This window comes from Thalassotalea sp. ND16A (genome assembly GCF_000764205.1).
GTDB lineage: Bacteria > Pseudomonadota > Gammaproteobacteria > Enterobacterales > Alteromonadaceae > Thalassotalea_A.
In genome coordinates, this window is record NZ_JQDZ01000031.1 from 15,442 (window position 1) to 40,187 (window position 24,746).

20 protein-coding genes and 1 riboswitch are annotated in these 24,746 nt (G+C 46.0%); of the genes, 13 read left to right on the top strand and 7 right to left on the bottom strand.

The genetic code is table 11. The annotated features are described in order from the left end of the window. Positions 1 to 132: 132 nt before the first annotated feature. A riboswitch (Lysine riboswitch) is annotated at positions 133 to 328 on the bottom strand. A gap of 221 nt (positions 329 to 549) precedes the next feature. Then, positions 550 to 1,590, top strand: coding sequence for a methyltransferase (locus ND16A_RS13770; RefSeq protein WP_033076689.1), 1,041 nt, complete (start codon positions 550 to 552; stop codon positions 1,588 to 1,590). Positions 1,591 to 1,969: 379 nt separating this feature from the next. Then, positions 1,970 to 2,698, top strand: coding sequence for a two-component system response regulator ArcA (gene arcA, locus ND16A_RS13765; RefSeq protein WP_033076690.1), 729 nt, complete (start codon positions 1,970 to 1,972; stop codon positions 2,696 to 2,698). Positions 2,699 to 2,735: 37 nt separating this feature from the next. Here the strand turns inward: arcA and ND16A_RS13760 are convergent, their stop codons facing one another. Continuing rightward, positions 2,736 to 3,068 carry an Hpt domain-containing protein gene (locus tag ND16A_RS13760; protein ID WP_033076691.1) on the bottom strand — a complete coding sequence of 111 codons (333 nt, stop codon included), beginning with the start codon at positions 3,066 to 3,068 and terminating at the stop codon, positions 2,736 to 2,738. 446 nt (positions 3,069 to 3,514) lie between these two features. Here ND16A_RS13760 and folE2 point away from each other — a divergent pair, with 446 nt between their 5' ends. The 9 genes from folE2 (at position 3,515) to ND16A_RS13720 (ending at position 13,216) form a co-directional block, all read left to right on the top strand. Beyond that, positions 3,515 to 4,441 carry a GTP cyclohydrolase FolE2 gene (gene folE2, locus ND16A_RS13755; RefSeq protein WP_033076692.1) on the top strand — a complete coding sequence of 309 codons (927 nt, stop codon included), beginning with the start codon at positions 3,515 to 3,517 and terminating at the stop codon, positions 4,439 to 4,441. Between the two features lie 472 nt (positions 4,442 to 4,913). Next, entirely contained in the window at positions 4,914 to 9,371 is a 4,458-nt protein-coding gene (gltB, locus tag ND16A_RS13750) for a glutamate synthase large subunit (protein WP_033076693.1), read from the top strand. 8 nt (positions 9,372 to 9,379) lie between these two features. Beyond that, entirely contained in the window at positions 9,380 to 10,825 is a 1,446-nt protein-coding gene (locus ND16A_RS13745; protein ID WP_052072913.1) for an FAD-dependent oxidoreductase, read from the top strand. A gap of 177 nt (positions 10,826 to 11,002) precedes the next feature. Beyond that, positions 11,003 to 11,200 carry a hypothetical protein gene (locus tag ND16A_RS0118905; RefSeq protein ID WP_033076694.1) on the top strand — a complete coding sequence of 66 codons (198 nt, stop codon included), beginning with the start codon at positions 11,003 to 11,005 and terminating at the stop codon, positions 11,198 to 11,200. Positions 11,201 to 11,203: 3 nt separating this feature from the next. Then, on the top strand, positions 11,204 to 11,617 hold the full coding sequence (locus tag ND16A_RS13740; RefSeq protein ID WP_033076695.1) for a hypothetical protein: 414 nt from the start codon (positions 11,204 to 11,206) through the stop codon (positions 11,615 to 11,617). A 19-nt stretch (positions 11,618 to 11,636) separates the two neighbouring features. After that, entirely contained in the window at positions 11,637 to 11,855 is a 219-nt protein-coding gene (locus tag ND16A_RS13735; RefSeq protein ID WP_033076696.1) for a DUF7661 family protein, read from the top strand. After that, the gene (locus ND16A_RS13730) at positions 11,852 to 12,364 is read left to right on the top strand and encodes a shikimate kinase (protein WP_152593809.1); all 513 of its coding nucleotides are present in this window, start codon (positions 11,852 to 11,854) and stop codon (positions 12,362 to 12,364) included. The genes ND16A_RS13735 and ND16A_RS13730 overlap by 4 nt, the downstream gene beginning before the upstream one ends. Before the next feature lies 1 nt (position 12,365). Then, positions 12,366 to 12,770 (top strand): hypothetical protein, encoded by a 405-nt coding sequence (locus tag ND16A_RS13725; RefSeq protein WP_033076698.1) that lies wholly within the window; start codon positions 12,366 to 12,368, stop codon positions 12,768 to 12,770. Beyond that, entirely contained in the window at positions 12,770 to 13,216 is a 447-nt protein-coding gene (locus ND16A_RS13720) for a YaiI/YqxD family protein (RefSeq protein WP_033076699.1), read from the top strand. The genes ND16A_RS13725 and ND16A_RS13720 overlap by 1 nt, the downstream gene beginning before the upstream one ends. Positions 13,217 to 13,231: 15 nt before the next feature. Here ND16A_RS13720 and ND16A_RS13715 read toward each other — a convergent pair whose 3' ends face one another. Continuing rightward, on the bottom strand, positions 13,232 to 14,035 hold the full coding sequence (locus ND16A_RS13715; protein WP_033076747.1) for a DUF2145 domain-containing protein: 804 nt from the start codon (positions 14,033 to 14,035) through the stop codon (positions 13,232 to 13,234). Between the two features lie 2 nt (positions 14,036 to 14,037). Further along, positions 14,038 to 14,391, bottom strand: coding sequence for a mechanosensitive ion channel protein MscS (locus ND16A_RS13710; RefSeq protein ID WP_152593810.1), 354 nt, complete (start codon positions 14,389 to 14,391; stop codon positions 14,038 to 14,040). 172 nt (positions 14,392 to 14,563) lie between these two features. On the opposite strand from ND16A_RS13710, the gene ND16A_RS13705 reads away from it, so the two are divergent. Next, positions 14,564 to 15,304, top strand: coding sequence for a helix-turn-helix domain-containing protein (locus ND16A_RS13705; protein ID WP_033076701.1), 741 nt, complete (start codon positions 14,564 to 14,566; stop codon positions 15,302 to 15,304). Between the two features lie 152 nt (positions 15,305 to 15,456). Next, the gene (locus ND16A_RS13700) at positions 15,457 to 16,086 is read left to right on the top strand and encodes a dUTP diphosphatase (RefSeq protein ID WP_033076702.1); all 630 of its coding nucleotides are present in this window, start codon (positions 15,457 to 15,459) and stop codon (positions 16,084 to 16,086) included. Between the two features lie 197 nt (positions 16,087 to 16,283). On the opposite strand, the gene ND16A_RS20130 is transcribed toward ND16A_RS13700, so the two are convergent. The 4 genes from ND16A_RS20130 to ND16A_RS13685 all read right to left on the bottom strand — a co-directional run bounded on the left by ND16A_RS20130 (position 16,284) and on the right by ND16A_RS13685 (position 24,738). After that, the gene (locus ND16A_RS20130) at positions 16,284 to 21,686 is read right to left on the bottom strand and encodes a peroxidase family protein (protein WP_052072914.1); all 5,403 of its coding nucleotides are present in this window, start codon (positions 21,684 to 21,686) and stop codon (positions 16,284 to 16,286) included. Positions 21,687 to 22,085: 399 nt separating this feature from the next. Beyond that, complete coding sequence (locus tag ND16A_RS13695) at positions 22,086 to 22,388, bottom strand: hypothetical protein (RefSeq protein WP_033076703.1); 303 nt, start codon at positions 22,386 to 22,388, stop codon at positions 22,086 to 22,088. A gap of 55 nt (positions 22,389 to 22,443) precedes the next feature. Next, the gene (locus ND16A_RS13690; protein ID WP_033076704.1) at positions 22,444 to 23,127 is read right to left on the bottom strand and encodes a PEP-CTERM sorting domain-containing protein; all 684 of its coding nucleotides are present in this window, start codon (positions 23,125 to 23,127) and stop codon (positions 22,444 to 22,446) included. 630 nt (positions 23,128 to 23,757) lie between these two features. Beyond that, positions 23,758 to 24,738 (bottom strand): SCO family protein, encoded by a 981-nt coding sequence (locus ND16A_RS13685; RefSeq protein ID WP_052072915.1) that lies wholly within the window; start codon positions 24,736 to 24,738, stop codon positions 23,758 to 23,760. Positions 24,739 to 24,746 lie beyond the last annotated feature (8 nt).

Genomic DNA, 24,746 nt, shown 5'->3' on the forward strand with positions numbered 1-24,746 from the left:
CGCTCATTTTGAATGAAGCAAATTGGTATGCGAGGCAAATGCCGTTAATTGCCGCGCATTGTACCAGTATTTAAATATTGATATTAGTATTTGAGACAAGTAGAAAGGACAGGAATTCACGCGTTAAGCGTCAATACCAGAAGCTCTCCACTTAAACCAAATAAACCCTTAAGGGTATCGTTAAGTGACAGCCGACGGGATTCAACCCAATCGTCCGACAACAGTATTACCTTATGACTGTCATCTCGGCGTTAATCCCCCTGGTTACCTGTCTACGGGGTGAGGCCCCTCGAGATAACTGCCTGGTTAACGCTCCTCTTCTGCTCCCCGTTAATGAAATTAATGAGGATTCAATGGCGGTTATTTAATCATTTCTTCATTGATATTGCAATCAATGAGTCCACATTGCGTTAGTCATATTAGGAATTAGTTATCGTTAAATACAAATTAAGCTCAGATTGATAAATATTTTCTTTACTAATCTCTGCTTAATTAAGAAAATAGCCATAATCCAATTCGCCGTTATCACTGAAGCTGAGTAATTTAACCATGTCATTATCAAATCCTTCACAATTGCTATTACGCAATGAAGACTTATTACAAAGTAACTCACCTTTAGTCGTCGGTTGTCCTGATAGCGATTTTTTTAGCCATTTGCAAGCGGCTGCCCCTATGGCAAAAATTAGCAGTTACCAAGTGAATTTCGCGCAACACCAAAGCATAGCATCGCGCTTTAGTGAACAAATAAACTGTGTGTTTTCGGAACATTATCAAAGTGAAGTTAAGCATGATTTAGCGATCATTTATTTCCCCAAGTCGAAAAAAGAATATCAATTTTTATTGGCCATGTTGGCACCTATCCTAGCCGACAATGCGGTAATCCTTGTTGTTGGTGAAAACAAGGGCGGGGTTAAATCAGCAGAAAAGCTCAGTAACGAGTATTGCTTAAGTTCAAGTAAAATAGATTCTGCGCGCCATTGTATTTTGTATGAAATTATTTTTAATAATGTTGCATCAGAGTTTAATTTAGCCCAATGGTATGAGCATTTCATCGTAAAAGTAAACGATTTAGAAATTAAGGTAGCGTCTTTACCTGGAGTATTTAGTAATGGTGAATTAGATAATGGCACCCAATTGTTGTTAGAACATTTGCCCAAGGGCATTTCGGGCAAAGTACTGGACTTTGGTTGTGGCGCCGGCATTATTGGCAGCTATGTAAATAAAGTAAATAGCAACACCGAAGTAGATATGCTGGATGTAAACGCGTTGGCCATTGCCAGTGCCAAACAAACATTAGCACTAAATCAGCTCAAAGGTAATGTCTTTGCCTCAGACGGACTCAGTAATGTGCAGGGTAAATATCATGCGGTGCTATCGAACCCGCCATTTCATCAAGGTATAAAAACCAACTATCAGGCGACTGAAACCTTCTTAAAAGGCATCAAAAAACACCTGAATAAAAATGCTACGTTAACCATAGTGGCGAATAACTTTTTAAAATACGCGCCGATCATCAAAGCTGAAATAGCACCTTGTGAACAACTTGCTAATGTTAAGGGCTTTGCTATTCACCATTGTAAAATTCAATAACCACATTTATTTTTGCTGTTTCGATAACGTTAACAGCAACCATAATTTTACTATTAATTAATTATTTTTTTGCCGAATTAATACTCCAATAACTCGAAAATGCCGTGCTGATAACAATTTGTTGCAAATTCATTTTTTTCAAAAAACATCAATAACAAAAATCATAACCAATAGAATCAACAACTTAACTAATCATACCAGTAATCCGTTTACAAATTTTAACTTACATTTTTACAACAATTTCACCATTGTTTCGTTCTCAACTTTCTCTAAGATAGGCAACGTACATTTTTGAACAGAAATCAATTGGCTTAAACAGCAACTTTTTCTGAACAGCAAGTAAACAATACTTGTTAACGTTTAATTATCAGAGGTCGATATGAACAATCAAGCACAAGCAAATATTTTAATTGTTGAAGATGAAGAAGTAACACGGGTAAGCCTGAAGCACTTATTTGAAGCAGAAGGTTATAACACTTTTGTGGCAACAAATGGTGAGAGTATGAGCCAGCAGTTGCAAAGCAACGACATTGATTTAGTATTAATGGATGTCAATTTACCGGGTAAAAACGGTTTATTACTAGCCCGAGAGTTAGTCGAGAAAAAAGAAACCGGGTTAATTTTTATTACTGGTCGCGACAGTGAAGTTGATAAAGTATTAGGGTTAGAAATTGGTGCTGATGATTACATCACTAAACCCTTTAACCCGCGCGAATTAACCATTCGAGTGCGTAATTTATTAAAGCGTATGGCGCCAACAGACAGTCCGGCAGTGGTAGCAGATACTTTGATGATCAACTTTAATAACTGGCAATTAGACCCAAATTCACGTCAAATGACGTCGCCACAGGGAAATACTTTTCCAATTCCACGTGGTGAATATCGTGCATTACGGTTGTTAATGGCTAACCGTGGAAAAATTGTCACCCGTCAGGATCTTATTCAGGAGATGACCGGTCGTGATTTACGTGAAAATGATCGAACCGTAGATGTGACAATTCGTCGTTTACGCAAACACTTTGAAAGCGATGATGCTAGCCCTGAGTTTATCAACACCATACACGGCGAAGGCTATCGTTTTGTGGGTTCACTGGATAACCTGAACTAGGGTAAGCAACACTTCATTGCCCTGAGTGAGGCTAGCGTTAAGCTAGCCTTTTTTGTATCCGTTCGATACTGACTTTATTTAACTGTTTTAACTCAGCTAGCCCTTGCGCTAATTTAGTAAATTCTTGTGTTGAATATTCTAACTCACCGGCTTTGCTAAACACTTGCTTTAACCCGGTGTTGCCCGACGCGGATTTAAGAATATGGCAGCTCTCTTGCCACATTGCATAGTCTTGTTGCTCGATAGCCTGATCTAATTGCTGAAGGTATATCGACGATTGTTCTACATATAGTGCAACGGTTTGCAGAAACACGTCAAAGCCCAATACATCAAGGTATTGTTCAATTAAGGTATCATCAAGAAAGTCCATTACCTGTTCTCCTGGGAATTAATGCTTTATCTATGCTTATATATTTGGCAAAACATAGCACGAAAAAACAGGGGCTGCTTTAAAAAAATACAGAACGCAAAAGAAACTACATTTAAACCACAAATAATCAGCCTAAAGTTAACAACTTTAACCAATTTCTTACCTGGGCATATAGTTGCAAACGGGTTGCGTCCTTTTATACCCGTGCTACCTCAAGATGTACGTTTCACTTTCACTTTGAAGTAGCACGGGTATAAATATTGATTTTAGTGCGTAATTCATTCAAAATAGCCGACCATTTTACTTGGTCTTTTGGTTTTCACAGAAAAAACTAAAAAAAAGTAAAAAAATGTCGTTAGTTTCGCTAGAATATGCGCCCTGCGATATGCAGTAGTTTTAAACGACAGTTACATTAAACGAACAAATAAATAGGAAGCACAGTTAAAATGCCTACATCAATGCCAGATATAGCCAACCAAACCGCGGCACAAACCGAAGGTACTCTTGATAGAGTGGGTATGGGTAATATTGAAATGCCGGTAATGGTAGCAGCTAAAGATGAAGCCGAACGTGTTGTTTCAGCCCATATCGATGCGTTCGTGAATTTAAACGACCCGAAAGCGAAAGGCATCCACATGTCTCGTCTTTACCTATTACTGGATGAGTTAGCCAGTAATAATGTGCTCAATTACCAGTCATTAGTCACGCTATTAAATGAGTTTATCAGTTCGCATGAAGACTTAAGTGATACCGCTTATGTGAAATTCAGTTTTGATTACCCAATGCGCCGTGAAGCGTTAATTAGTGGTAAAAAAGGCTGGCGCGTATATCCGGTAACCATTATCGGTAAATTGGATAAAGGTAAATTTGATATTGAATTATGCGTAGATATTGCCTATTCATCAACGTGTCCATGTTCTGCGGCTCTTGCACGTCAGCTTATTCAGCAAGCATTTACCGAAAAATTTGGGCAACAACAGAGTGTCGATAAAGCCGATGTTCATGCCTGGTTAGGTAGCACCGAAGGTATTATAGCAACACCGCACAGCCAACGCTCAATTGCGGAAATGAAAGTTAAATTAAATTCAAAAGTAAGCAGCTTTCCGTTAACCGATATCGTCGATACCGTAGAGGCGGCCTTACAAACACCGGTACAGGCTGCGGTTAAACGTGAAGACGAACAAGAATTTGCTCGTCTAAATGGTCAAAACCTGATGTTTTGTGAAGACGCCGCCCGCCGCGTACAACATGCGATGAACCTGATTGAGGGCTACGACGATTTTTGGGTAAAGATAAACCACCTAGAATCGCTTCATGCTCACGATGCCATCGCGGTAACGACTAAAGGTATCAAAAACGGCTACCAGGCTTAACCCTTAACGTCCTGATAGCAAGCTCTTTTTAGCTATCGCTAAGTGATCATTATTTATGTCGCTTGCTATCGCCATAATCGCTGAAGCCGAGACTATCTCGGCTTTTTTGTCTCTTTCTATTGAATAAATAGTGAATAGTAAATAACTGTCACTTTAGCCACCATATTTTTCATAGTTTTTTACTCCCAGATAGAATTCAACCCAAAAGTTTTCAGCTTTTATTACAAAGCTGCTTTACCCCTTGTTTTTACTGGACTTAGCAAAAACAACAAGCCAGCAGATGTTATCGGTAAGTTAATACAGCAACCAGAAAAACAGAGTAATCACTCTATTTTCCATTGACCTTTGCTTTACATCCCTATATTGTACAAGGTTCCCCCGTTGGGGTTTTGCTATAATTATTCAATTTTTAGTTATTCTTATTCCAGATTGCAAAACCACGCCAGCGCGAAATTTACAGGAGATAACATGCATGCAACTATATGATCCGAATTATCAAAAAGACAATTGTGGATTTGGCTTAATCGCGCACCAAGAAGGTGAGACGAGTCATAAGCTTATTAAAACCGCCATTTCAGCTTTGGATCGCATGCAACATCGTGGTGGTATTGCTGCTGACGGCAAAACAGGCGATGGTTGTGGCTTATTAATGCAAATACCGGATAGCTTTTTTAGAGCTGTCGCTGAAGAAAAACAATGGAACCTTAACGCAAAGTATGCGGTTGGTACCGTATTTTTAAATCCAGATCCGATCGCCGCTGCTGAATGTAAAAAAATACTAGAGCAAGAGCTTGAACAAGAAACTCTGGAAGTGGTCGGTTGGCGCACCGTGCCTGTCGATGTAAACATCCTGGGCGCTATTGCCAAAGGAAATTTACCGAGTATAGAACAAGTATTTGTAAACGGTCCTTCGGGCTGGCGCTCGCAGGATATCGAACGTCGTTTATACATGGCCAGACGCCGTGCCGAAAAACGCATCACCGATAGCCGTTTTTACGTTGCCAGTTTATCGGGTTTAGTCACCATCTATAAAGGTTTGGTGATGCCAAAAGATTTACCAAACTTTTATTTGGATTTGGCCGATATTCGAATGCAAACGGCGATTTGTGTATTTCATCAACGCTTTTCAACCAATACCTCACCACAATGGCATTTGGCTCAGCCGTTTAGATATTTAGCCCATAATGGTGAAATCAATACCATTCGTGGTAACCGCCAATGGAGTCGTGCCCGTACCTATAAATTTAGCACGCCGTTAATGCCTGATTTGAAAGAGGCCGCACCATTTGTCAATGAAAGTGGTTCCGATTCATCGTCATTAGATAATATGCTGGAATTGTTCATGGCCGGCGGTATGGATTTATACCGTGGCATGCGCTTGTTAATGCCACCCGCCTGGCAAAACAATCCTTCCATGGACGATGATTTAAGAGCTTTTTACGAATTCAACTCTATGCATATGGAGCCTTGGGATGGTCCAGCGGGCATCGTAATGACCAACGGTCGTCACGTGGCTTGTAACCTGGATCGTAACGGCTTACGTCCGGCACGCTATGTCAGAACTCGTAACGGTTTCATTACCCTTGCCTCAGAAGTTGGCATTTGGGAATACGGCGAAGATGAAGTGGTTGAAAAAGGCCGAGTGGGCCCAGGCGAAATGTTATCGGTCGATACCTACACCGGTACATTAATGAAATCATCCGACATCGATAATGAACTGAAATCGCGTCACCCATATCGTGAATGGCTGAACAACAACATTCGTCATTTAGTCCCCTTTGATCAACTTGAAGCCGAACTTATCGGTAAACGCAGCTTTAGTGATCAGCAAATGAATGAATTTCATAAGTTGTTTAACTACTCGTACGAAGAAATTCAGCAGGTGATAAAAACCATGGCCGAAAACGGTCAGGAAGCGACTGGTTCCATGGGCGATGATACGCCGATGGCAGTATTATCGAGCAAATCGAGAACGCTTTACGATTACTTCCGTCAGCAGTTTGCGCAAGTCACCAACCCGCCTATCGACCCACTGCGTGAGCGCTTTGTGATGTCATTGGGCACCTGTATTGGTCGTGAGCATAATGTCTTCAATGAAACCACAGGTCATGCCGACAGAGTGTTATTTGACACGCCAATACTGATGTATACCGGCATTAAGCAACTCAGAGAGTTTAACCCAGAATCTTACCGTTCTGACACTATTTGTTTGAACTATGCGCCAGCAGAAGGGTTAGAGGCAGCGATTCAACGAGTATGTGATAAAGCGGTTGATCTGGTGCGCAACAGCAACACCGTTATTTTAATATTAAGTGACCGTGACATTGCCAAAAACACCCTGCTAATTCCTGCGGCGATGGCCGTTGGTGCCGTACAACAACGTCTGGTGAATGAAAACCTGCGTTGTGATTCAAACATTGTGGTAGAAACTGCTTCGGCCCGTGATCCCCATCATTTTGCCGTATTGCTTGGTTTAGGGGCAACCGCTGTATATCCATTTATGGCATACGAAACCATAGAACAGCTGGTTGAACAAGGCCAATTGCAAATATCACCTCGTGATGCGGTAGAGAATTACCGCAATGCGATTAATAAAGGTTTATTAAAAATCTTATCGAAAATGGGCATTTCCACCATTGCCAGTTATCGTTGTGCCGGTTTGTTTGAAGTGGTTGGTCTATCTTCAACCATTATGGAGCTTTGTTTCCCGGGTATTCCGAGTCGTATCGAAGGTAGTGACTTTAGTGATATTGAACAAGACAACGTTAACTTGGCACGTAGAGCCTGGTTACCCCATCAGAAAATCACTCATGGTGGCCAGTTGAAATACGTCCACGGTGAAGAATATCACTGCTTTAACCCGGATGTTGTCGCCAGCTTACAAAATTCGGTAAAAACTGGTAACTATGACGATTACAAAGTATTTGCCGACCATGTAAACACTCGCCCGCCAGCGACATTGCGTGATTTAATTGCCTTAAAAGATGATACCGAGTCAATCAGTATTGATAAGGTGGAAGCCGATACTGAAATGTTTAAACGTTTTGACAGCGCGGCGATGAGCATTGGTGCCTTAAGCCCTGAAGCTCATGAAGCGTTAGCCATTGCAATGAACCGTTTAGGTGGCTCATCAAACTCGGGGGAAGGTGGTGAAGATGCCAGCCGTTTTGGTACGGTGCGTAACTCACGTATTAAACAAGTGGCTTCTGGCCGTTTTGGTGTAACTCCACATTACCTGGTCAATGCCGATGTGCTGCAGATTAAAGTTGCACAAGGGGCAAAACCTGGTGAAGGTGGTCAATTACCAGGCGATAAAGTAACACCACTGATCGCCAAACTGCGTTTCTCGGTGCCTGGTGTGACGCTGATTTCACCACCACCACATCACGATATTTACTCCATTGAAGATTTGGCTCAGCTAATTTTCGATTTAAAACAAGTGAACCCAACCTGTATCGTCTCGGTTAAATTAGTTTCAGGTCCAGGTGTTGGCACTATCGCCTCAGGGGTTGCCAAAGCGTATGCCGATTTCATTACCATCTCAGGTTATGACGGTGGTACCGGTGCCAGCCCGTTAACTTCGGTTAAATACGCGGGTTGTCCATGGGAGCTCGGCTTAGCAGAAGCACATCAATCATTAGTCGCCAATGGTTTACGTCATAAAGTACGTTTACAAGTCGATGGCGGTCTGAAAACTGGTGTTGATATTGTCAAAGCGGCAATTTTAGGTGCCGAAAGTTTTGGTTTTGGTACAGTGCCTATGGTGGCGTTGGGCTGTAAATTCTTACGAATTTGTCATCTCAATAACTGTGCCACCGGTGTTGCCACCCAAGATCAATTGTTGCGCGACGAATACTTTAAAGGCTTGCCTGAGCAGGTAATGAATTACTTCCGTTTTGTCGCCCAGGAAGTTCGTGAAATTCTGGCGCAATTAGGGGTTGAATCGTTAACCACGTTAATTGGTCGTAACGATTTGTTGGTAGAACTAGAGGGTATCACCGCGAAGCAGCAAAAACTCGATTTATCCGGCATTATCGCCGATGTGGTGGCACCAGAAGGCAGTGCTTTACATCAAACTGAAGCAAACGAACCGTTTGATAAAGCTGAGCTTAACCACAATATTTTAGCGCAAGTACAAGATGCGATATTAGAGAAAACGGGTGGCGACTACCATTTTTCAGCGCAGAATACTGACCGTTCAGTTGGCGCGTTGATCTCTGGAGAAATTGCTCGTCATCACGGTAACCAGGGGATGAGTTCAAACCCTATTCATCTGCATTTAACCGGTACGGTTGGTCAATCATTTGCTTGCTGGAATGCCGGTGGCTTGAATATCACCCTTACTGGCGATGCCAACGATTACGTCGGTAAAGGTATGGCTGGTGGTACAATCACTATCATGCCGCCAAAAGGTGTCACTTATCAAAGTCATCTAACGCCAATTATGGGTAATACCTGTTTGTATGGTGCAACCGGTGGCCACTTATATGCCGCAGGTTGTGCAGGTGAACGTTTTGCCGTACGTAACTCAGGTTGTAGTGCCGTGGTTGAAGGTGCTGGCGATCACGCTTGTGAATACATGACCGGTGGTATTGTGACCTTCTTAGGCGCTGTCGGACTGAACTTTGGTGCGGGTATGACGGGTGGTTTTGCTTATGTCTTAGATGAGCATGATGATTTGGATGTACGTTTAAATGGCGAGTCTATTGAAATAATAGAGCTTACTGAATTAGCGATTCATCAAGAACATTTACGTGGCATTATCAACCACCATTTTGAAGAAACCGGCAGCCTGAGAGCTGAATATATTCTTGAGAATTTCAACGAATTTTCACCGAAATTTAAATTGATCAAACCGACAGCTACTGATGTAAAAACATTATTAGGCCATCGCAGCCGTTCATCAGCTGAGTTAAGAGTAGAAGGTTAGTAAGAATTATGAGTAAGAATGTTTATCAATTTATTGATGTAAAACGAATTGATCCACCGAAAAAAGCCATCGATTTGCGCAAGGCTAATTTCGTTGAAATTTACCAACCACTAAGTAATGAACAAAGTGAAGGTCAAGCCGACCGTTGTTTAGACTGTGGTAACCCGTACTGTGAATGGAAATGTCCGGTACATAACTACATTCCACAATGGTTAGAATTGGTTACCGAAGGCAGAATTTTAGAAGCGGCAGAGTTATGTCATGAAACCAACTCATTGCCAGAAATGTGCGGCCGGGTTTGTCCACAAGACAGATTGTGTGAATCCGCTTGTACCCTAAACGATGAATTTGGCGCGGTAACGATTGGTAATATTGAAAAATACATTACCGATACCGCCTTTGCCCAAGGTTGGACCCCCGACCTGAGTAAAGTTGTTCCAACAGGTAAAACCGTAGCCGTTATCGGTGCCGGACCTGCTGGTTTAGCGTGTGCCGATGTCCTTACCCGTAATGGCATCAAAGCCGTGGTTTATGATAAACAAGCAGAAATTGGCGGCTTGCTGACCTTTGGTATTCCATCGTTTAAGCTTGAAAAAGATGTGATCAAACGTCGTCGTAAGATATTTGAAGGCATGGGCATTGAATTTAAACTTAATACCAATGTGGGTAGCGATATCAGCTTTAGTGAGATCAGCGAGCAATACGATGCGGTATTTTTAGGGTTAGGGACATATACCGATATGACCGGTGGTTTTGAAAATGAGCATGCTCCTGGCGTGTATAGCGCACTGGATTACCTTATTGCTAACACCCAACACACCATGGGGCTTACGGAAAACATAAAGCCCTACACCAGCTTTAAAAACAAAAAAGTCATTGTCCTCGGCGGTGGTGATACCGCGATGGATTGTGTTCGCACCGCAATTCGTCAAGGAGCAACAGAGGTGACTTGTGCTTATCGTCGTGACGAAAGCAATATGCCGGGTTCCCCCAAAGAAGTGTTAAACGCCAAAGAAGAGGGTGTTGATTTTCAGTTTAACATTCAACCTCTTGATGTCGCCGTAGATGACAATGGTAATGCTTGTGGCGTTAAGTTTGTAAAAACTCAACTTGGGCCAGTAGATGAGAATGGTCGTAGAAGTCCTGTTACCTTTGCTGCCGGTAGTGAGTTCATGATGAAAGCTGATGCCGTAATTATTGCCTTTGGCTTCCTACCAAGCCCGCCTCAATGGATGAAAGATGCCGGTGTTGAAGTCGACTCTCGTGGTCGCGTTATTGCGACAGAGGGCTCAAGCTTTGCCATGCAAACCAGCAAGCAAAACATATTTGCCGGTGGCGATATGGTGCGCGGTTCTGACTTGGTAGTAACTGCCGTGGATGAAGGCAGAAAAGCAGCCATGGGGATCTTGGATTTTGTTTTTGATGAACAACTGATCCAAATTCAGCAAGCCTAAACGTTAAATCGCCAAGCCATGCTTATAAAGCCAGAGTTTCGACTCTGGTTTTTTTATGCGATAAAATGCGTTAAGCTGATAACAAATTCATTCTTTCAGTTTTTGAGTCTCCTTTGAACGTCATCACTTTTCCCCATTACATTTTATTGCTTAGCGTCCTATTGATGACAAAACGAATTGTACTTAGAGCAAGATGAAATCGGCATTGCTTTTATGCGAGAATGGCAAACACCACATGTGGAATATTGGCTGGTATATTTAACCAAAGGCTTTGCCGAAAATCAGGGCACTACATTTAAAGACTCTGAGATCCCCAACAAAAGCCCATATGATATTGTGAAAGTGAAAAAGAACAAGAAGATTGACAAGGACTGAACCATGCTGAATAAAATTAATATCATTAGTACCCTACTCGGGCTGTTATTTGTCTATCTGTCGGTTGCTATCCTTAGTTATGGTGCGGCAATAGCAATTCCGTTGGAGATCAGCGATTTAGCCCAGGATTATCCTCTGCTTATTCTCGTTGTTTTAGATATAGTCGCCATGGGATTACCACTGTTATTGGCGCTTTTTGTCTTTGCTGCGGTATTAAATTTATTCAATGGCGCTAAACAACGTTTGCCGTATGCATTGTTGCTTTTGCCATTTTTACTCTTGCACACTTACTATCTTGGATTCTCTGTTGTTAACTCTGATCCAAGCGCATTTATCGCAACAACATTACCCAAGTATGCTTTGTTGATCATTTTTACCTGGTGGTTTGCAAACTGGCAAACGACAAAAAATAAATAACGAGAAATAAAGGAAGTTTATGCATCGTTTTAATGTGTTTGGCAAAAAAATGTCGATTCATCGTATCAACGGTGAATGGCAATTGTTTACCGATTCAGCAAGCGGCATGCGTGCCCGGGTTTATGATGTGGTGATCCCCGCCGAGATGGACGAAAGCGAGTTTTGTAAATTTCTGGATGATATTTATCATGAATATTCCAGCGAAAAGCAGCCTCGGGTAGAAGCAATATGCCAATGATCACTACGAGGAAAACCCTGATTTTTGGCAATTCTGGCTCAGGCAAGTCGACCTTAGCAAAACAGCTGTGCCAGCAATATAGCGCCGCTCATTTAGATTTAGATATCCTTGCCTGGCTGCCCGGCACACCACCCACTCGTGCTCCCATTGAACAATCATGGCAAAAAATAAACGCCTTTATCTGCAATAATGATAATTGGGTGATCGAAGGCTGCTATGCTGATCTGCTTATTTTATTAAGCGCAACAGCGAATGAAATGATCTATTTAAACTTATCTGTTGAAGATTGCATTAGCAACGCCAAAAACAGAGCATTTGAACCGCATAAATATCAAAGTAAGCAACAACAAGACGATAACTTACCGATGCTGTTAGAGTGGATTAGTGACTACGACATGCGCGATGACACGTTTTCAAAAACGGCACACCAACAGTTATTCGAAAATTTCACTGGTAAAAAAAGCACATATAACAGTAATATGACCGCACTAGATAAGATTAAGGATTGATATGAAGTATTTACTATTGATGGTAACGAGTATTGCGCTACTTTCCTGCAGCAATGTCAGGTTTGATTCTAATATGGGACCATTTGTTCGAGCTGAAATCAGTTCTTCATTGGTAGAACAATACACGATGCAAGAAATTCGTCATTATCAAGGCGATTTCATCAGCAGTGTTCATTCCGAAGTTTGTCTGCGCAACACTGCTGGGGATGGCGAAAGTATCACTCGCCCAGCTCATTTTAGCGCCTCGGCAAGAAGTCATTTAATTAGAGAGCTGCAAGTGAATACCCAATTACAGGGGGGTAACTCTTTAGTGGTACACTCCTGTAATGTACGCGCAAATGCCGAGTGCTACCAAATTCAAGAATGTAACGGTAGTGCTTACTGGGTAGAGCAAGGTAAGTCATAATGAATATTTGGGTTGATGCCGATGCCTGCCCGGTAGCGATAAAAGAAATTTTATTTAAGGCCGCTGACCGGACAAAAACACCAACCACACTATTGGCAAATCATGCTTTGCGCATTCCACCATCACGGTTTATTAAATTTATTCAGGTAAGCTCGGGCTTTGATGTTGCCGATGATGAAATTGTAAAACGTGTCGTTGCTGGTGATTTAGTGGTAACGCAAGACATTCCATTGGCTGCTGAAGTGATAGAAAAAGGGGCAACCGCACTCAACCCCAGAGGCGAGCTGTATACCACAAGTAACATACGTTCACGCTTAAATATGCGTGACTTTATGGATACCATGCGAGCCAGTGGCGTGCAAACCGGTGGCCCCCCAGCGTTAAACCAAGCCGACAAACAAGCGTTCGCCAACAATCTCGATAGAATTTTAACTAAGGCGAAATAACCAACGTTGAAAATATTACAGTAAATCTTTGCTGTTACCTTGCTCATCTAAAATAACCGCTTTCGCCAACAATTGATTGCTCTGTAGATACTTGCCGATGGAAGTAAAGGTTGCTGTTTTGACTTTGCCTTGATGATCTTTCAACTTCACATCGTCCAGGAAAATGCTGCCTAACAGTAATTTCACAGGGTTAGTTCGGATCCGTTGTGGTTTAAAATAGGCCTTGGCATTGGCTTTTAATTGCGCCTGCTCAGTGGTACCGTATATCGCCGCATTAATCACATCCAACGTATGCTCAGTACAATTTTGATACCTGCCATCAAAGGGATTAGACAGCACCGAGTATTTCGGATTATGAACGTCTTTATTCTTACCGGTAGCAATGGCGTCTATAAGTTTCGCTTGCAACTCAACGGTCGGAATAATAATCCCGGCTTTTAGCGCATCTACGCCCCAAAAGAAATCTATCGGATAGTCGGTTACCAGGCTACTTCGATGCTTTTTTTCTTGCTTTTGATAAAGGTTATGGATGGCGTAACCTTTAATGGTTTCACCGTTTTCCAATTCAATACTTGAGTAGATGGCGATAGCCGCATGAGTGAAAGCGACACCTTTCGGCAAGTCTTTCTCAGGCCGCCCTACTCGCCCAATAATAAACGCCTGAGCTCCCTGGCTGGCAGCATATTTCTCTACATTTTTTGCAAACCCAGTTAATGTCTCTGTGTCATGCTGGTTGTCAGTTGGGCTGGCACTGCCGGCCCAAACTGACGCATTAACAAACACTAATGACAGGATTAACGTTTTAATTAATGCTTTCATCATTAAAGCTCCTGTAATGGATTCGTTTCAGGCTCTTTCTTTTTCAGCGCCTCATTAGGTGGTGGACCTGCAGTTACCGTTTTATCACTGACCTCAAGCGGTGTCGTGGTGATCGCATTTTCCATTAACGAATCACCGGCTGCGCCACTGACATTACCAACTGCGCCAACAATTTTTAATGGCACGGCAATCACGCCACTTGCCGTTTTGGCACTGGCCACAACTCCGTTTGACGCTGCCAAGGCCGAATGTTTTACCGATTGCGCCGAATGCTCAGAAGCACCTCCTGCAGCAAACACACTGCTCGATGTCATCGTTAAAATAACTAAGGCGATTTTATTGATTGTTTTCATCATCTCTTCCTTTCTCAAAGTGAATCATTTATAAGCGCTCTCGTTGAACGCAAATTAACTATGGACAGAAAAAGCATTTATGTATACCTTAAATGTGAACGTATTGAATTCAGCCACCACAAGTATAGTTATTTAATACTTCCGCTATTAAATAACACAATAATAGAGTTTTGCTATGAGCCAAATAAAACAAATTAGCGATGTGTTGAAAACATTATTGAAACAACAGCAACTGACTTATGCCGATGTTGCCGAGCAGCTCAGTATGAGTGAAGCCAACATAAAACGAATTTTTTCGAACGAAAGCTTTAGCTTGCAGCGACTTGAAAGCATTTGTCAGTTGATGGATTTATCGTTAACCGACCTGTTTTTATTAATTGAACGTCAGCAAGAAAAAATATCGCAATTGACCATAGAACAAGAGCAAGAGCTGGTGAATGATCCTAAGTTACTGCTGGTTGCCGCCTGTGTTCGTGATGGCTGGAGTTTTGAGGAAATCATCACTCATTACCAAATTGATCAATTTGCCGCCATCCGCCTGCTTGCTCGTCTCGACAAGTTAAAAATGATCCAACTCTTGCCGAATAACCAGTATAAATTATTAATTTCGCAAGACTTTAAATGGCAACACCGGGGTCCTTTAGAGCGCTTTATCAGTCAGGATGTAATGGCTAAATTTTTGATGTCGGATTTTGCCAGTGACGATTCTTTTCGTTTTTATATTCGTGGCAGTTACAGTCAAAATTCAATCGCCAGCATTATCAAAAAACTCAAACATTTAACTCAGGAATGTGCTGAATTGAATCATCAGGATGGGCAATTGCCATTATCGAAGCGCCAGCATATCGGGGTGTTAACGGCGATGCGCCCCTGGGAGTTGTCTTTGTTTAAACAAATGCGCCGAGAACAAAGCTAAGTCGTAAATTTAATCAATGAAACTAGTTTTGCTCACGCTTTTCTGGCAAAATAATCACATCTAAACCGGTCACCATTCAAGATTCCGATTTCAGCGCTTTGAATGGTAACGGCTATATATTTATTATAATTTTAAAGTTTAAAAGGCTACTCATGTCAGATTTATCAACCGCGATTAAGCAAATTCAACAAATGTTAAGCATGCAAAATGCGATGAACTCACGGGTGAGTGACACTTGGCGAGAAAACAACTTTGAGTGGTATCGAGCCATCTGGGTCGAGTGTGCCGAAATGCTCGACCATCACGGCTGGAAGTGGTGGAAACATCAAGAGTGTGATGTACCACAAGTGCAACTGGAACTGGTTGATATTTTCCACTTTGGTTTAAGTTTACGGTTAATGGCGGAGCCAAATACGCAAGTGATTGCCGAGCAATTGGCCAATGAATTACAGCAAAGCGTCGAACATACTGACTTTAAACTGGCATTAGAAGATTTAGCGGCAGCCGCGGTGAGTGATAAAGCATTTGACGGTAAAGCGTTTACTGCTTGTATGGCACTGATGAACATGGATTTGGATGAATTGTTCCGCCAATATGTGGGTAAAAACACCTTAAATTTCTTCCGTCAGGATTTTGGTTACAAAGAAGGCACTTACATCAAGATTTGGAACGGTAAGGAAGATAACGAAGTATTGGCCGATCTGGTTTCCTCACTTGATACCTCATCAGTTAACTTCCAACAGAACGTATACGACGGCTTAAAAGCAGCTTACCCGGTTTAATACCAAGTTGGTATAAGGCAATAGCTCTTGAACAAAAAAAGCGGCCAGACGATGGATCGTCTGCCGCTTTATTATTTGCCTTATAATCATGGCTGGTGGTCTTCACCAGCATCTGGTTATACCAATCGGTATTAAGGGGCCCTTGTAATAACAGGCCCCCAAGGTATCCGCTCCCTAAGGAGCCGGCACATCGTGCACTAGTTCACCAACACCGGTAGTGAACGAGATATTTCGAACGCACCCGCCTCATCCATGAAGACAGCTACAGCCCTAATGCGCAGTCCAGATTCTTCGGCGGTTACCGTGAAGGTATCGCCGTGAACTTCGAACGGGTCGCCGCCTTCTATCCGCACGATAGGCGCGAACGCGCCAGTGCCCGGGTCTAGCTCGACTTCCCAGCTCCACTCGACTGCGGCTGCATCTACTGCCCCGCCAGTACTAGTGTTGTCAGCATCGTTGATACCGGCGGTTGAAGCGGTTAATACTGCTCCCAGTATTGGATTGCCCGAAATCGTCGGCGCTCCCGTCGCCAAGGCGTTGTTATTGCCGGCAGAGCCAGCTTCGCCCGCAGATAAGACCACAGTCTGATCGGCAAACACCAGTCGTTCGATGTTTTTCAGCAAATCTGAGCCGTCATCGCCTGGCAGAGGATCGAGCGCGAGAATACGTTGATCCGTCACTCGGATAAAGCCTTCCGGTGTGGGGGCTCCGATCAGGTAGTTAATCCGGTTGCCCGAATAAACGACACTGTCCGTATCACCACCAGCAGATTGATCGCTGATCACCCGACTGATCGAGATATCGCCCGGATTAATGGCTCCGGATAACACGTCACCAAACAGCTCCTGCATTCCGCTGAAGTGCTGAGCGCCCACTTGGAGGTCAACATGCAGCGCAGAGTCGCCATCGACAATGTCGTCGGCACCCATAGGAATGATCATGTCACTGCCAGCGCCGCCGAGAATGATCTCGCCACCGGCCCAGCCGAACTGCGCCTCCCTCGTTACTGGATCGCGCGGCAGAGGTCCTCGCTCTGTTAGCGGTACCAGATCGCTTAAGCCGTCAATCAGGTCGAAGTTAACCAGCACATTGCCTCTGTCAAGAGGTAGGTCGGTACCGGTGAGGATATCACCGTGCGGTGAACCACTCATGCCCTCAACTCCGTCGTAGCGGTTTTGCACCGAGTCATTAGACGGCGGTAAAATCGGACGAATGAAGATGGTCAGCTCGAGATCGGCCTTGACGCCGAAGCTGTCGTTTTGGAAGCTCGCCCAGTCGAAACCAAGCTGGCCTTCCATCCGTTCGATGCCCGGGCCGTCAACCATGATGTCATCACCATTTTCCATGTCCATGTCATTGTTGCCGCCATGGGCGATCATAACATCGTGACCTTTGAGTGGTGGTTCACCGGCCTCAGGTGCCGCGCCATTATCACCCTGCCACAGGTCTTCACCGCCGCCCAGATTTTCCATCCAGTCGTTACCGGCTCCGCCCCTGATGTGGCCAAGATGATTTCCGTCAAAGATGAAATCGTCGCCTTGGCCGGCGAAGATCTCGCCTAACTCGCTCGAGTTGACGATGAAGTCCTTGCCGGAGTCACCGAATATTACATCTTCCTCATTACCACTTGCGATGACGTCGTTACCGGCGCCGCCTTCGATCACATCCGGACCGGATAGATCGGTGATAATGTCATCACCAGGTCCGCCCTCGATCAAATCGGCACCGTCGCCGCCCTCGAGTCGGTCGTTACCGGCCAAGCCCCAGAGCGTATCATCACCAATGCCACCGATCAGGGTGTCGTCGCAGTCAGTACCGCCGATGGTTACGTGATCGCCACCAGTGTATTGAACGAAACAAGCTGGATCTGGCACGATAATGTTGGTCGTCGACATGGCTGGATCACGAATGACCAGCGGGATTAGCTCCGAATCGCCGGTCGGATCGCCAGCCGCAGCAATCAGAGCCGCATCGAGAGCGGCTTGTGCAGCAGCTACTGCAGCCGTCGCATCTATCACAGCTTGGCTATTGGCGTTCGCATTCAATATAGCGGCTGCAAGCGCGTCCTCGGCCGCCGTTAGGTTGGCCTCGGCAGTCGCCACGTTGGCCTGAGCCGCGGTAAAGGCAGCTAGGGCTAGCGTTAGCGCATCGGCCGCATCGGTCACAGCCTGAGCATCGGCTTGAGCGATCGCAAGAGCGGCATTTGCATCGGCCTGTAAGCCATCCGCAGTTGCTTGTGCAGCATCAGCAGCAGCTTGGAGGGCGGGGTCTGTCACCATTCCATTTGGATCGCTGATTATAACTGTGCTTCCTACGGCAATGCCTCTGCCGCGGCAGCGGAACACGTCTCCGCCCCGATCCTGACAGAGTACGCCTGCGTCGCTGCTTTCAGCCACGCTGCCAGCACTTGTCGTAACCTCGACATTAACTCTGCCGTCGGCCCCGACTATGACACTGGCGAGCTCAACCGATCCCGTCTGGTTGGCCAAGGCCTGAGCAGCATCGGCTGCAGCCTGAGCGGTATCGGCTGCGGCCTGAGCGGCATCAGCAGCGGCTTGGCTTAGCGCGGCAGTTGACATGGCCGCATCAACCGCAGCCTGAGCGGCATCGGCGTCTGCCTGAGCCGCACTGGCGGCCGCCTGAGCGGCTGCAAGTGCAGCAACGGCATCGTCAACGGCTTGTTGGAACGCAGGGTCTACTGGACCACCGCCCGCCGCTATCGCAGCGGCCAGATCTGCCTCAGCCTGCGCAAGTGCGGCAGCGGCATCGGTTGCAGCAGCTGACAGCCCGGCGTCAAACTGCTGGGTTTGATCGACTTCGAGGATGTGATTTGGCACCGAGAAAATGTTCAGCGACATCGCACCGCCGCCCACTTCACCGAGATCGGTGTTGCGCATCACCAGAGCGGTAAACGAGTTCGACTCGAGTTCGCTAAACAGGTTGATGGTAGCCGTTCGCCCAACATAGTAGAAGCGGTCGCCATTCTGCAGGTTTTCCAACTGATTCTCGAACACGAAGTTATGGGTCGAGCCGAGCGAGCCACCAAACGGCATCCGCTCTTCGGCCAGACCGCCGTTCCAAAAATCAACGTCATCGAGGCCGGTGTTGACTCCGGCCCAGGCGTTGTGGTTAAACAGGAAGTCCACCGAGTCGGCTGGCGATGCAGGCAAATCGACTGGATCGGTAATAAAGCCCGTGCTCATACAATACGCCACCGCATCCGCGGTCAGCGCACCAACAATCGCACAAGCCGCTGCACGCCTTCCGGCGTAGGTCGTTTCGGCCGCCACCAACGGATGGGTACCGTAGGCCGCGATAAAGTTAGTCAACGACTCTTCATGGCGCAGATTGTCGGCGTAGTCCATCCAGTGGGCGTAGGGCATTAACCTAAGATCCAGGGTTGCTTCAAAGAATGTGCGGCGGGCATCGTTCAGTGTGGGGTTACCAACGTCACGGCCGCGCGCAATATTAATGGCACCAAGATCGAGCGGCAACCCGACCAGGTTATTCTGCAATGCCCCGGTCACGAACTCATCGATCTCATTAGCGACGGTCCGGGTGACACCACGGACAACGGCACCGGTAGCCTCTTCCGGAGAGAGCGTAGCGTTGCCGTCAGCATCAGCATTATAGAGTGCCAGCGGGTTGAGGAAGGCCTCAAACAAGCCCAGTTGCGTACCGTCACCGGAAACTGTCTCGACTATCGGATTGAAGTCGGCATCATAGCGGTCCACCGTCTCGGTCAGCATCGAGTGGCCGAAGCGATAGACAGATTGCGAGAACTCGAGTCCAATCGAAGGATCGACATTAGTATGGAAGCCCTCGAACGCGTCTTTGAGTCCAGCCAACGTTGGCCCAAACTCATCGAACACGACGCGATTGTATTGCATCTCGGTACCAAACCTAGCGGCCTGAAATACCCGCTCGCCGTTCCAGTCGAGGTTTAATGCATCAATGGCAGTTCTGGTCTGCTCCTGCTGCGCCATCGAGGCGTCGGAAACCAAGAACGGCAAACCAGCCCAGGCAGGCAACGCCGCCAACGGAGTATCAAGCCACTCGTTTAGGGCCGCCAGATCACCAGCATCGAGCAACACCCGCTTGGTGATGTCGACGAGCCGGTTGTGCTCGGAATGGAAGATGGTGTGGATGGTGCTGAGCGCGATGTTTTCGTTACAGCGGCCATCGCCACAGGTAAAGTGCATGCCAAGTAACTCATCGTCATAGGAGTTTGGCTCGGCCCCATCTGCGCGGATGCCGCGGGTGGTCTGGCCGCTGAGCGTATCGGTGCGAGCGTTGATCACGTTATCAGCGTCTGGTACCTTGCCGTTCGGGTTGGCCGAATGGGCGACATCGAGGAAGAAGCTTTGGTTAACACGGATCGCGCCAGAGGCGTCGACCGGGTTGGCCACATCACCTTCAACCAGGGTATTATTCGTCATCACCAACTGAGGCAAGCCTCGTAGTGGTCCGGGAATGAAGTTACCGTATTGATCGGCTGCGAACATCGGCACATTGTTGCCGTCGGTGTCATCGAGTATGATCCCGAATTTCTCCAGCGCCTGAGCCTGGACGGTGTCCCAGGTTCCCATGCCGCCGTCATCGGCGTTATCTAGCGTGCGGTCATTACCAAAACCATTAAGTAGATATCCGGTATTCTGCAGAATGCCGCCCCTGACCTCGTAGTGGCGCAGCAGTATCTGCGACGAGGAATGCGAAGCGTAGGTCTGCTGTTGGTCGACATGCGGGGTGGTAGCATTGATCGGATCCGAGACATCATCCGCGGTGCCAATAACCCCGTCAGGCCCTGCATCGCGGCTCGCCCGGGTCATCAACATAAAGTTACTATTGCCTCCCGGCACGAACAAGGGATCATCTGGCTGCAGCGGCATGAAGACCAGGCCGTTGCCACCCTTGTTCACCAGGTCGAGACCGTGGTCGAAGAACTGGCCGAAAAAAGTCATGAAGGCATTAAACGGCGCCGAGAGGCCCTCGTCCACTGCCACGTTTGGAATGTAAAGTTGACTAACACCGGTGATGTCCGGGTCCAAAATCAGCGACCCCTCATTTCCGGCTGCAGCGGAGAGCGCTGCCGGGTTGTCGACCGACATGTTGGTGGTCAGATGGCTGATCATGCGTGGGGTCGAGTCCTGCACCGTCTTACCGTTGCCCGAACTATAAGTAGTCGCATCTCCAGCTACCTCACCGGTAGCAGGTGCAAGTACCATAGTCAGGTCCTGAGCGTCCGGATAGACCCGAACAACCTCTGCCGGAAACTCCTGGTCGGCCTGACCGAAAGCTTCATTTCCCGGGATCAGGTTGTTAAATGAACCGTCCACCGTACGCAGACCCCAGGGGATGCTCGCGTTAGGAAGAATATCAAGCAAATTTTCACCGGCGGCGTGCCGCTCGGCGTATTTAATCTGCTTAAGGATGAAATCCAGATCTTCTGTGTTGAATGCCAGGTCTGAGGCTGCTTCTGCAGTTTCGGACCAAAGAATTGGCCCGCCGGCGAGGCCGAGCGTGATGGCAATAGCCAGGAGTGACCGCTTAGGGCCGGTGTGTCGGCCCAAAGCCGACGGGTTTGGTTTTAATGGTTTCATTGAATATTAACCTTATAACGTTGTTTTGTCATAATTTCCGGTGTTTCAGAGCATGGCGTAGCGGCCGAAATTATCGCTGCCGACCGCTTGCTACGCTATAGTTCGCTACTCTGCGACTCACTAAAGAGTATTAACCGAACCACATGACATACTAAAAACAGAGATAGACACAAAAACTCGGGTCGTACTCTGTTCATATACCTACCTGTTTAATTTAAGGGCTCTATGAGCTCTGCAGCCTGATTATGTGAGGAGTGTTACACGGCCCATAATCAAACTGTTACTGACCAAAATAGAAGGTGATATTGACCAGGTTCAAACCAACTAAAAGCAAACTCTATATTTAAAAAATTTGCTTTAAATTAGCAAGCGACAGATAAACGATTAACATAATCCATGTTAATCGTTTATCAACACGCAGACATCAATGCTGGAATCAACCGCATTGCGTACCTGGTCTACCTTATTTCTTAATTCGCTTAACGCTAAGTGTGCGTCCGATTGCCTAACCCGGCAAACGTCGCCTGACTTAGCAGTTAGCGCTTTCTCTAAACAAGCTTGATATTCATCGAAAGCGATACCCGCCTTCGTCATACCTTGTTCAAGTTGGTCGAACTGGTCTCGTTCTTCATTAGCTATGGCATTAGTGGTTATAACGGCAATAGCGAAAAACAATGTGAATTTCAATAGTACGTAATTCATGATCGACTCCTGTTAACTTTAAGCTCGTTTAGAGTGGCGGGTTGCCAGCTTGTTATCATGCTGCTACCGACCGGTTTTGGCGTCTCAGGCCAAGTGCTGTCATGCCCAGACCAAATAGCAATACGGTTGAGGGTACAGGGATCTGGTTATTGCCACCACCACCACCGCCGCCACAGTCATTATCACAACAGTCATAATCACAGCCGCCGCCACCGTGATCACCTTCTAAGTGGGCGATCAGGCTCCATTCGTACAGCATGTCGCCATCGTCTTCGAAGTGGTTGTCCATGAAGCTCAGTACCCAGTCTCCGCTAATATCCATGCCGTAGAAGTCCGAAAGGTCGCCATGAGGCTGCTTGACTCCAAACCAGCTCAAAGGATCTGATTCGTCGACTTCTTCTGCCGCTTCACTGTCGAATAATATATCCATCCAGCCAAATTGAAGGTTTCCGGTGCTGTTAAACAAGACTACATCAGTGCCATTATGGGACAGGGTAATAGTCATATCAGTAATCGACGCATCCTCAGGAAAGTAAGGGTTATTGATCATCATGGCGATATTGAGATCCAGGATCTCCCCCATATCGCTTATGGTAAGCGTCACTGCATTGCCGCCTTCCATATCAATATCCGCTAATGGGTCGCCATTAAAGGTAACGATCATTCCCGCCGATGCCGGCGCTGCCCCAATCAGGAACATGGCCATCGCCAGGCCGTATGCTAAAATTTTATGTTTCATAACAGTTCTCCAAAATATATTTAATTCATTCGCTACCACAATGGCAGCATCAATGGTTCACAAGATCAGATGCTAATAATTTTTAGCATGTGAAGAAAATAAATCTTATTTGGCATACTACCCATTAACCAAAACTTAACTTCACATTGACCAAGACCTCACTTTACACTGACCCTGATCTAACTATGTATTAACCGACATTAAACTTGCAGTTCCTGTGCCAACATGGAAATATATTTATTTATTAACAACTTAGGGTAAATTTAGGCGGTATATTTTTTTTTAAAATCACAGAGTGTAAAATTATCTGACAACAAAATTTGCTGCCCATCCTATTGTCAGAAGACGAATTGACAGCAGACTGATGAAAGGATCATTCGTGGTTGTTCTGTCACAACAACTAGTGGTCAGAGTGACTGGTTTGGATTGAATAGATAGCAACCGTTAACTGAGACATCAGCAATGGAGTCGGTATAACAAGCTGGCAAAGATTTACGAATTTTTCTAGGGTCTGTTGACCTTTGCGGTGCATTTTTGAATAAAATTTGTACCGCCAAGATCAACAGACCCTACTCGTTCGTGACGAAAGCCTGTCGGCCCGGCCGACTCACGCAACGCCCGGGCGGGACTTTAGTGGTGTTTGTGGTTGGCCTGCTCGTCCTTGGCAGGAGCCTCGACATTCGCCATGGCGATACGGCGGCTTTCGGTGGCCATGTAATCGATCAGCGCAGCCACATCGATATCGCTGAGCTGAAGATTGGGCATGGCCAGTTCCTGGTATTGGGCAAACAGCTGCATTGCAATAGGATCCTTCTCTGCCAGCATTTTATCCGGAACTTTCAGCCAGCGGGTAAGCCATTTACTGTCCCGTTTGGCTACGACTCCCAACAAATCCGGCCCGAGCCCGTCCCCCTGCCCCAGGGTATGACAAGCGGTGCAGCGGGTGCGATAAAGATACTGTCCGCGTGATAGCTTGGACACTTCGGGGACACTCGCATAACTCTTGGCACCCTTGCGTGGTATCACGCCGTCGAACAGATCATAACCTATAAGGTTCGCCAGCCCTTTTGGGTTATCAAACGGTGAGCGCTTGATCCACTTGCCAGTAGTCTCGTTGCCAACGATCATGGTGAGATTATGGTCCATATTATCATCACTCTGGATTTCATCCATATATAAGCCCAGTTTTTTGCGCAGCAAAATAATGTCATCTTCCTTGCCGGTAAGAAAGACCCAACCAGGCCCAATGTTAAATTTTTCGGCATAGTGGCTGAGCACCTGCACGGTATCCACCTCGGGATCTATGGTGATCGAATACATAAAGATATCCCGGCCAACGCGGTCTCCGAGCAACTCTTGTACCGCGCGTAAACGAGCGGTTTCCAGCGGGCAGCTGTTTGGACAACTGGTATAAATAAAGTTGATAACGACCACTTTATCCTTGATCAGATCATCGTATAAATTAACCTTTTTGCCTTCATGGGTGATAAGGGGGATGTTAGGAAAGTAGTTGGCGCCTCCGGCCGCTACCGGCCTGATGGTGAAGCTCATGGCGCTTAGCAGAAAAAGGGCGGCAACCACCACCCTGTTGACTACGATATAATTGTGCATGATGCAGA

Bases quoted from the DNA above. Each gene is read 5' to 3' on its own strand.
- arcA (WP_033076690.1), top strand. From the start codon at position 1,970: ATGAACAATCAAGCACAAGCAAATATTTTAATTGTTGAAGATGAAGAA.
- ND16A_RS13695 (WP_033076703.1), bottom strand. From the start codon at position 22,388: ATGAATTACGTACTATTGAAATTCACATTGTTTTTCGCTATTGCCGTT.
- ND16A_RS13715 (WP_033076747.1), bottom strand. From the start codon at position 14,035: ATGAAAGCATTAATTAAAACGTTAATCCTGTCATTAGTGTTTGTTAAT.
- ND16A_RS13700 (WP_033076702.1), top strand. From the start codon at position 15,457: ATGTCAGATTTATCAACCGCGATTAAGCAAATTCAACAAATGTTAAGC.
- gltB (WP_033076693.1), top strand. From the start codon at position 4,914: ATGCAACTATATGATCCGAATTATCAAAAAGACAATTGTGGATTTGGC.
- ND16A_RS13735 (WP_033076696.1), top strand. From the start codon at position 11,637: ATGCATCGTTTTAATGTGTTTGGCAAAAAAATGTCGATTCATCGTATC.
- ND16A_RS13730 (WP_152593809.1), top strand. From the start codon at position 11,852: ATGATCACTACGAGGAAAACCCTGATTTTTGGCAATTCTGGCTCAGGC.
- ND16A_RS13760 (WP_033076691.1), bottom strand. From the start codon at position 3,068: ATGGACTTTCTTGATGATACCTTAATTGAACAATACCTTGATGTATTG.
- ND16A_RS13725 (WP_033076698.1), top strand. From the start codon at position 12,366: ATGAAGTATTTACTATTGATGGTAACGAGTATTGCGCTACTTTCCTGC.
- ND16A_RS13710 (WP_152593810.1), bottom strand. From the start codon at position 14,391: ATGATGAAAACAATCAATAAAATCGCCTTAGTTATTTTAACGATGACA.
- ND16A_RS20130 (WP_052072914.1), bottom strand. From the start codon at position 21,686: ATGAAACCATTAAAACCAAACCCGTCGGCTTTGGGCCGACACACCGGC.
- folE2 (WP_033076692.1), top strand. From the start codon at position 3,515: ATGCCTACATCAATGCCAGATATAGCCAACCAAACCGCGGCACAAACC.
- ND16A_RS13745 (WP_052072913.1), top strand. From the start codon at position 9,380: ATGAGTAAGAATGTTTATCAATTTATTGATGTAAAACGAATTGATCCA.
- ND16A_RS13770 (WP_033076689.1), top strand. From the start codon at position 550: ATGTCATTATCAAATCCTTCACAATTGCTATTACGCAATGAAGACTTA.
- ND16A_RS13705 (WP_033076701.1), top strand. From the start codon at position 14,564: ATGAGCCAAATAAAACAAATTAGCGATGTGTTGAAAACATTATTGAAA.
- ND16A_RS13740 (WP_033076695.1), top strand. From the start codon at position 11,204: ATGCTGAATAAAATTAATATCATTAGTACCCTACTCGGGCTGTTATTT.
- ND16A_RS13690 (WP_033076704.1), bottom strand. From the start codon at position 23,127: ATGAAACATAAAATTTTAGCATACGGCCTGGCGATGGCCATGTTCCTG.
- ND16A_RS13685 (WP_052072915.1), bottom strand. From the start codon at position 24,738: ATGCACAATTATATCGTAGTCAACAGGGTGGTGGTTGCCGCCCTTTTT.
- ND16A_RS13720 (WP_033076699.1), top strand. From the start codon at position 12,770: ATGAATATTTGGGTTGATGCCGATGCCTGCCCGGTAGCGATAAAAGAA.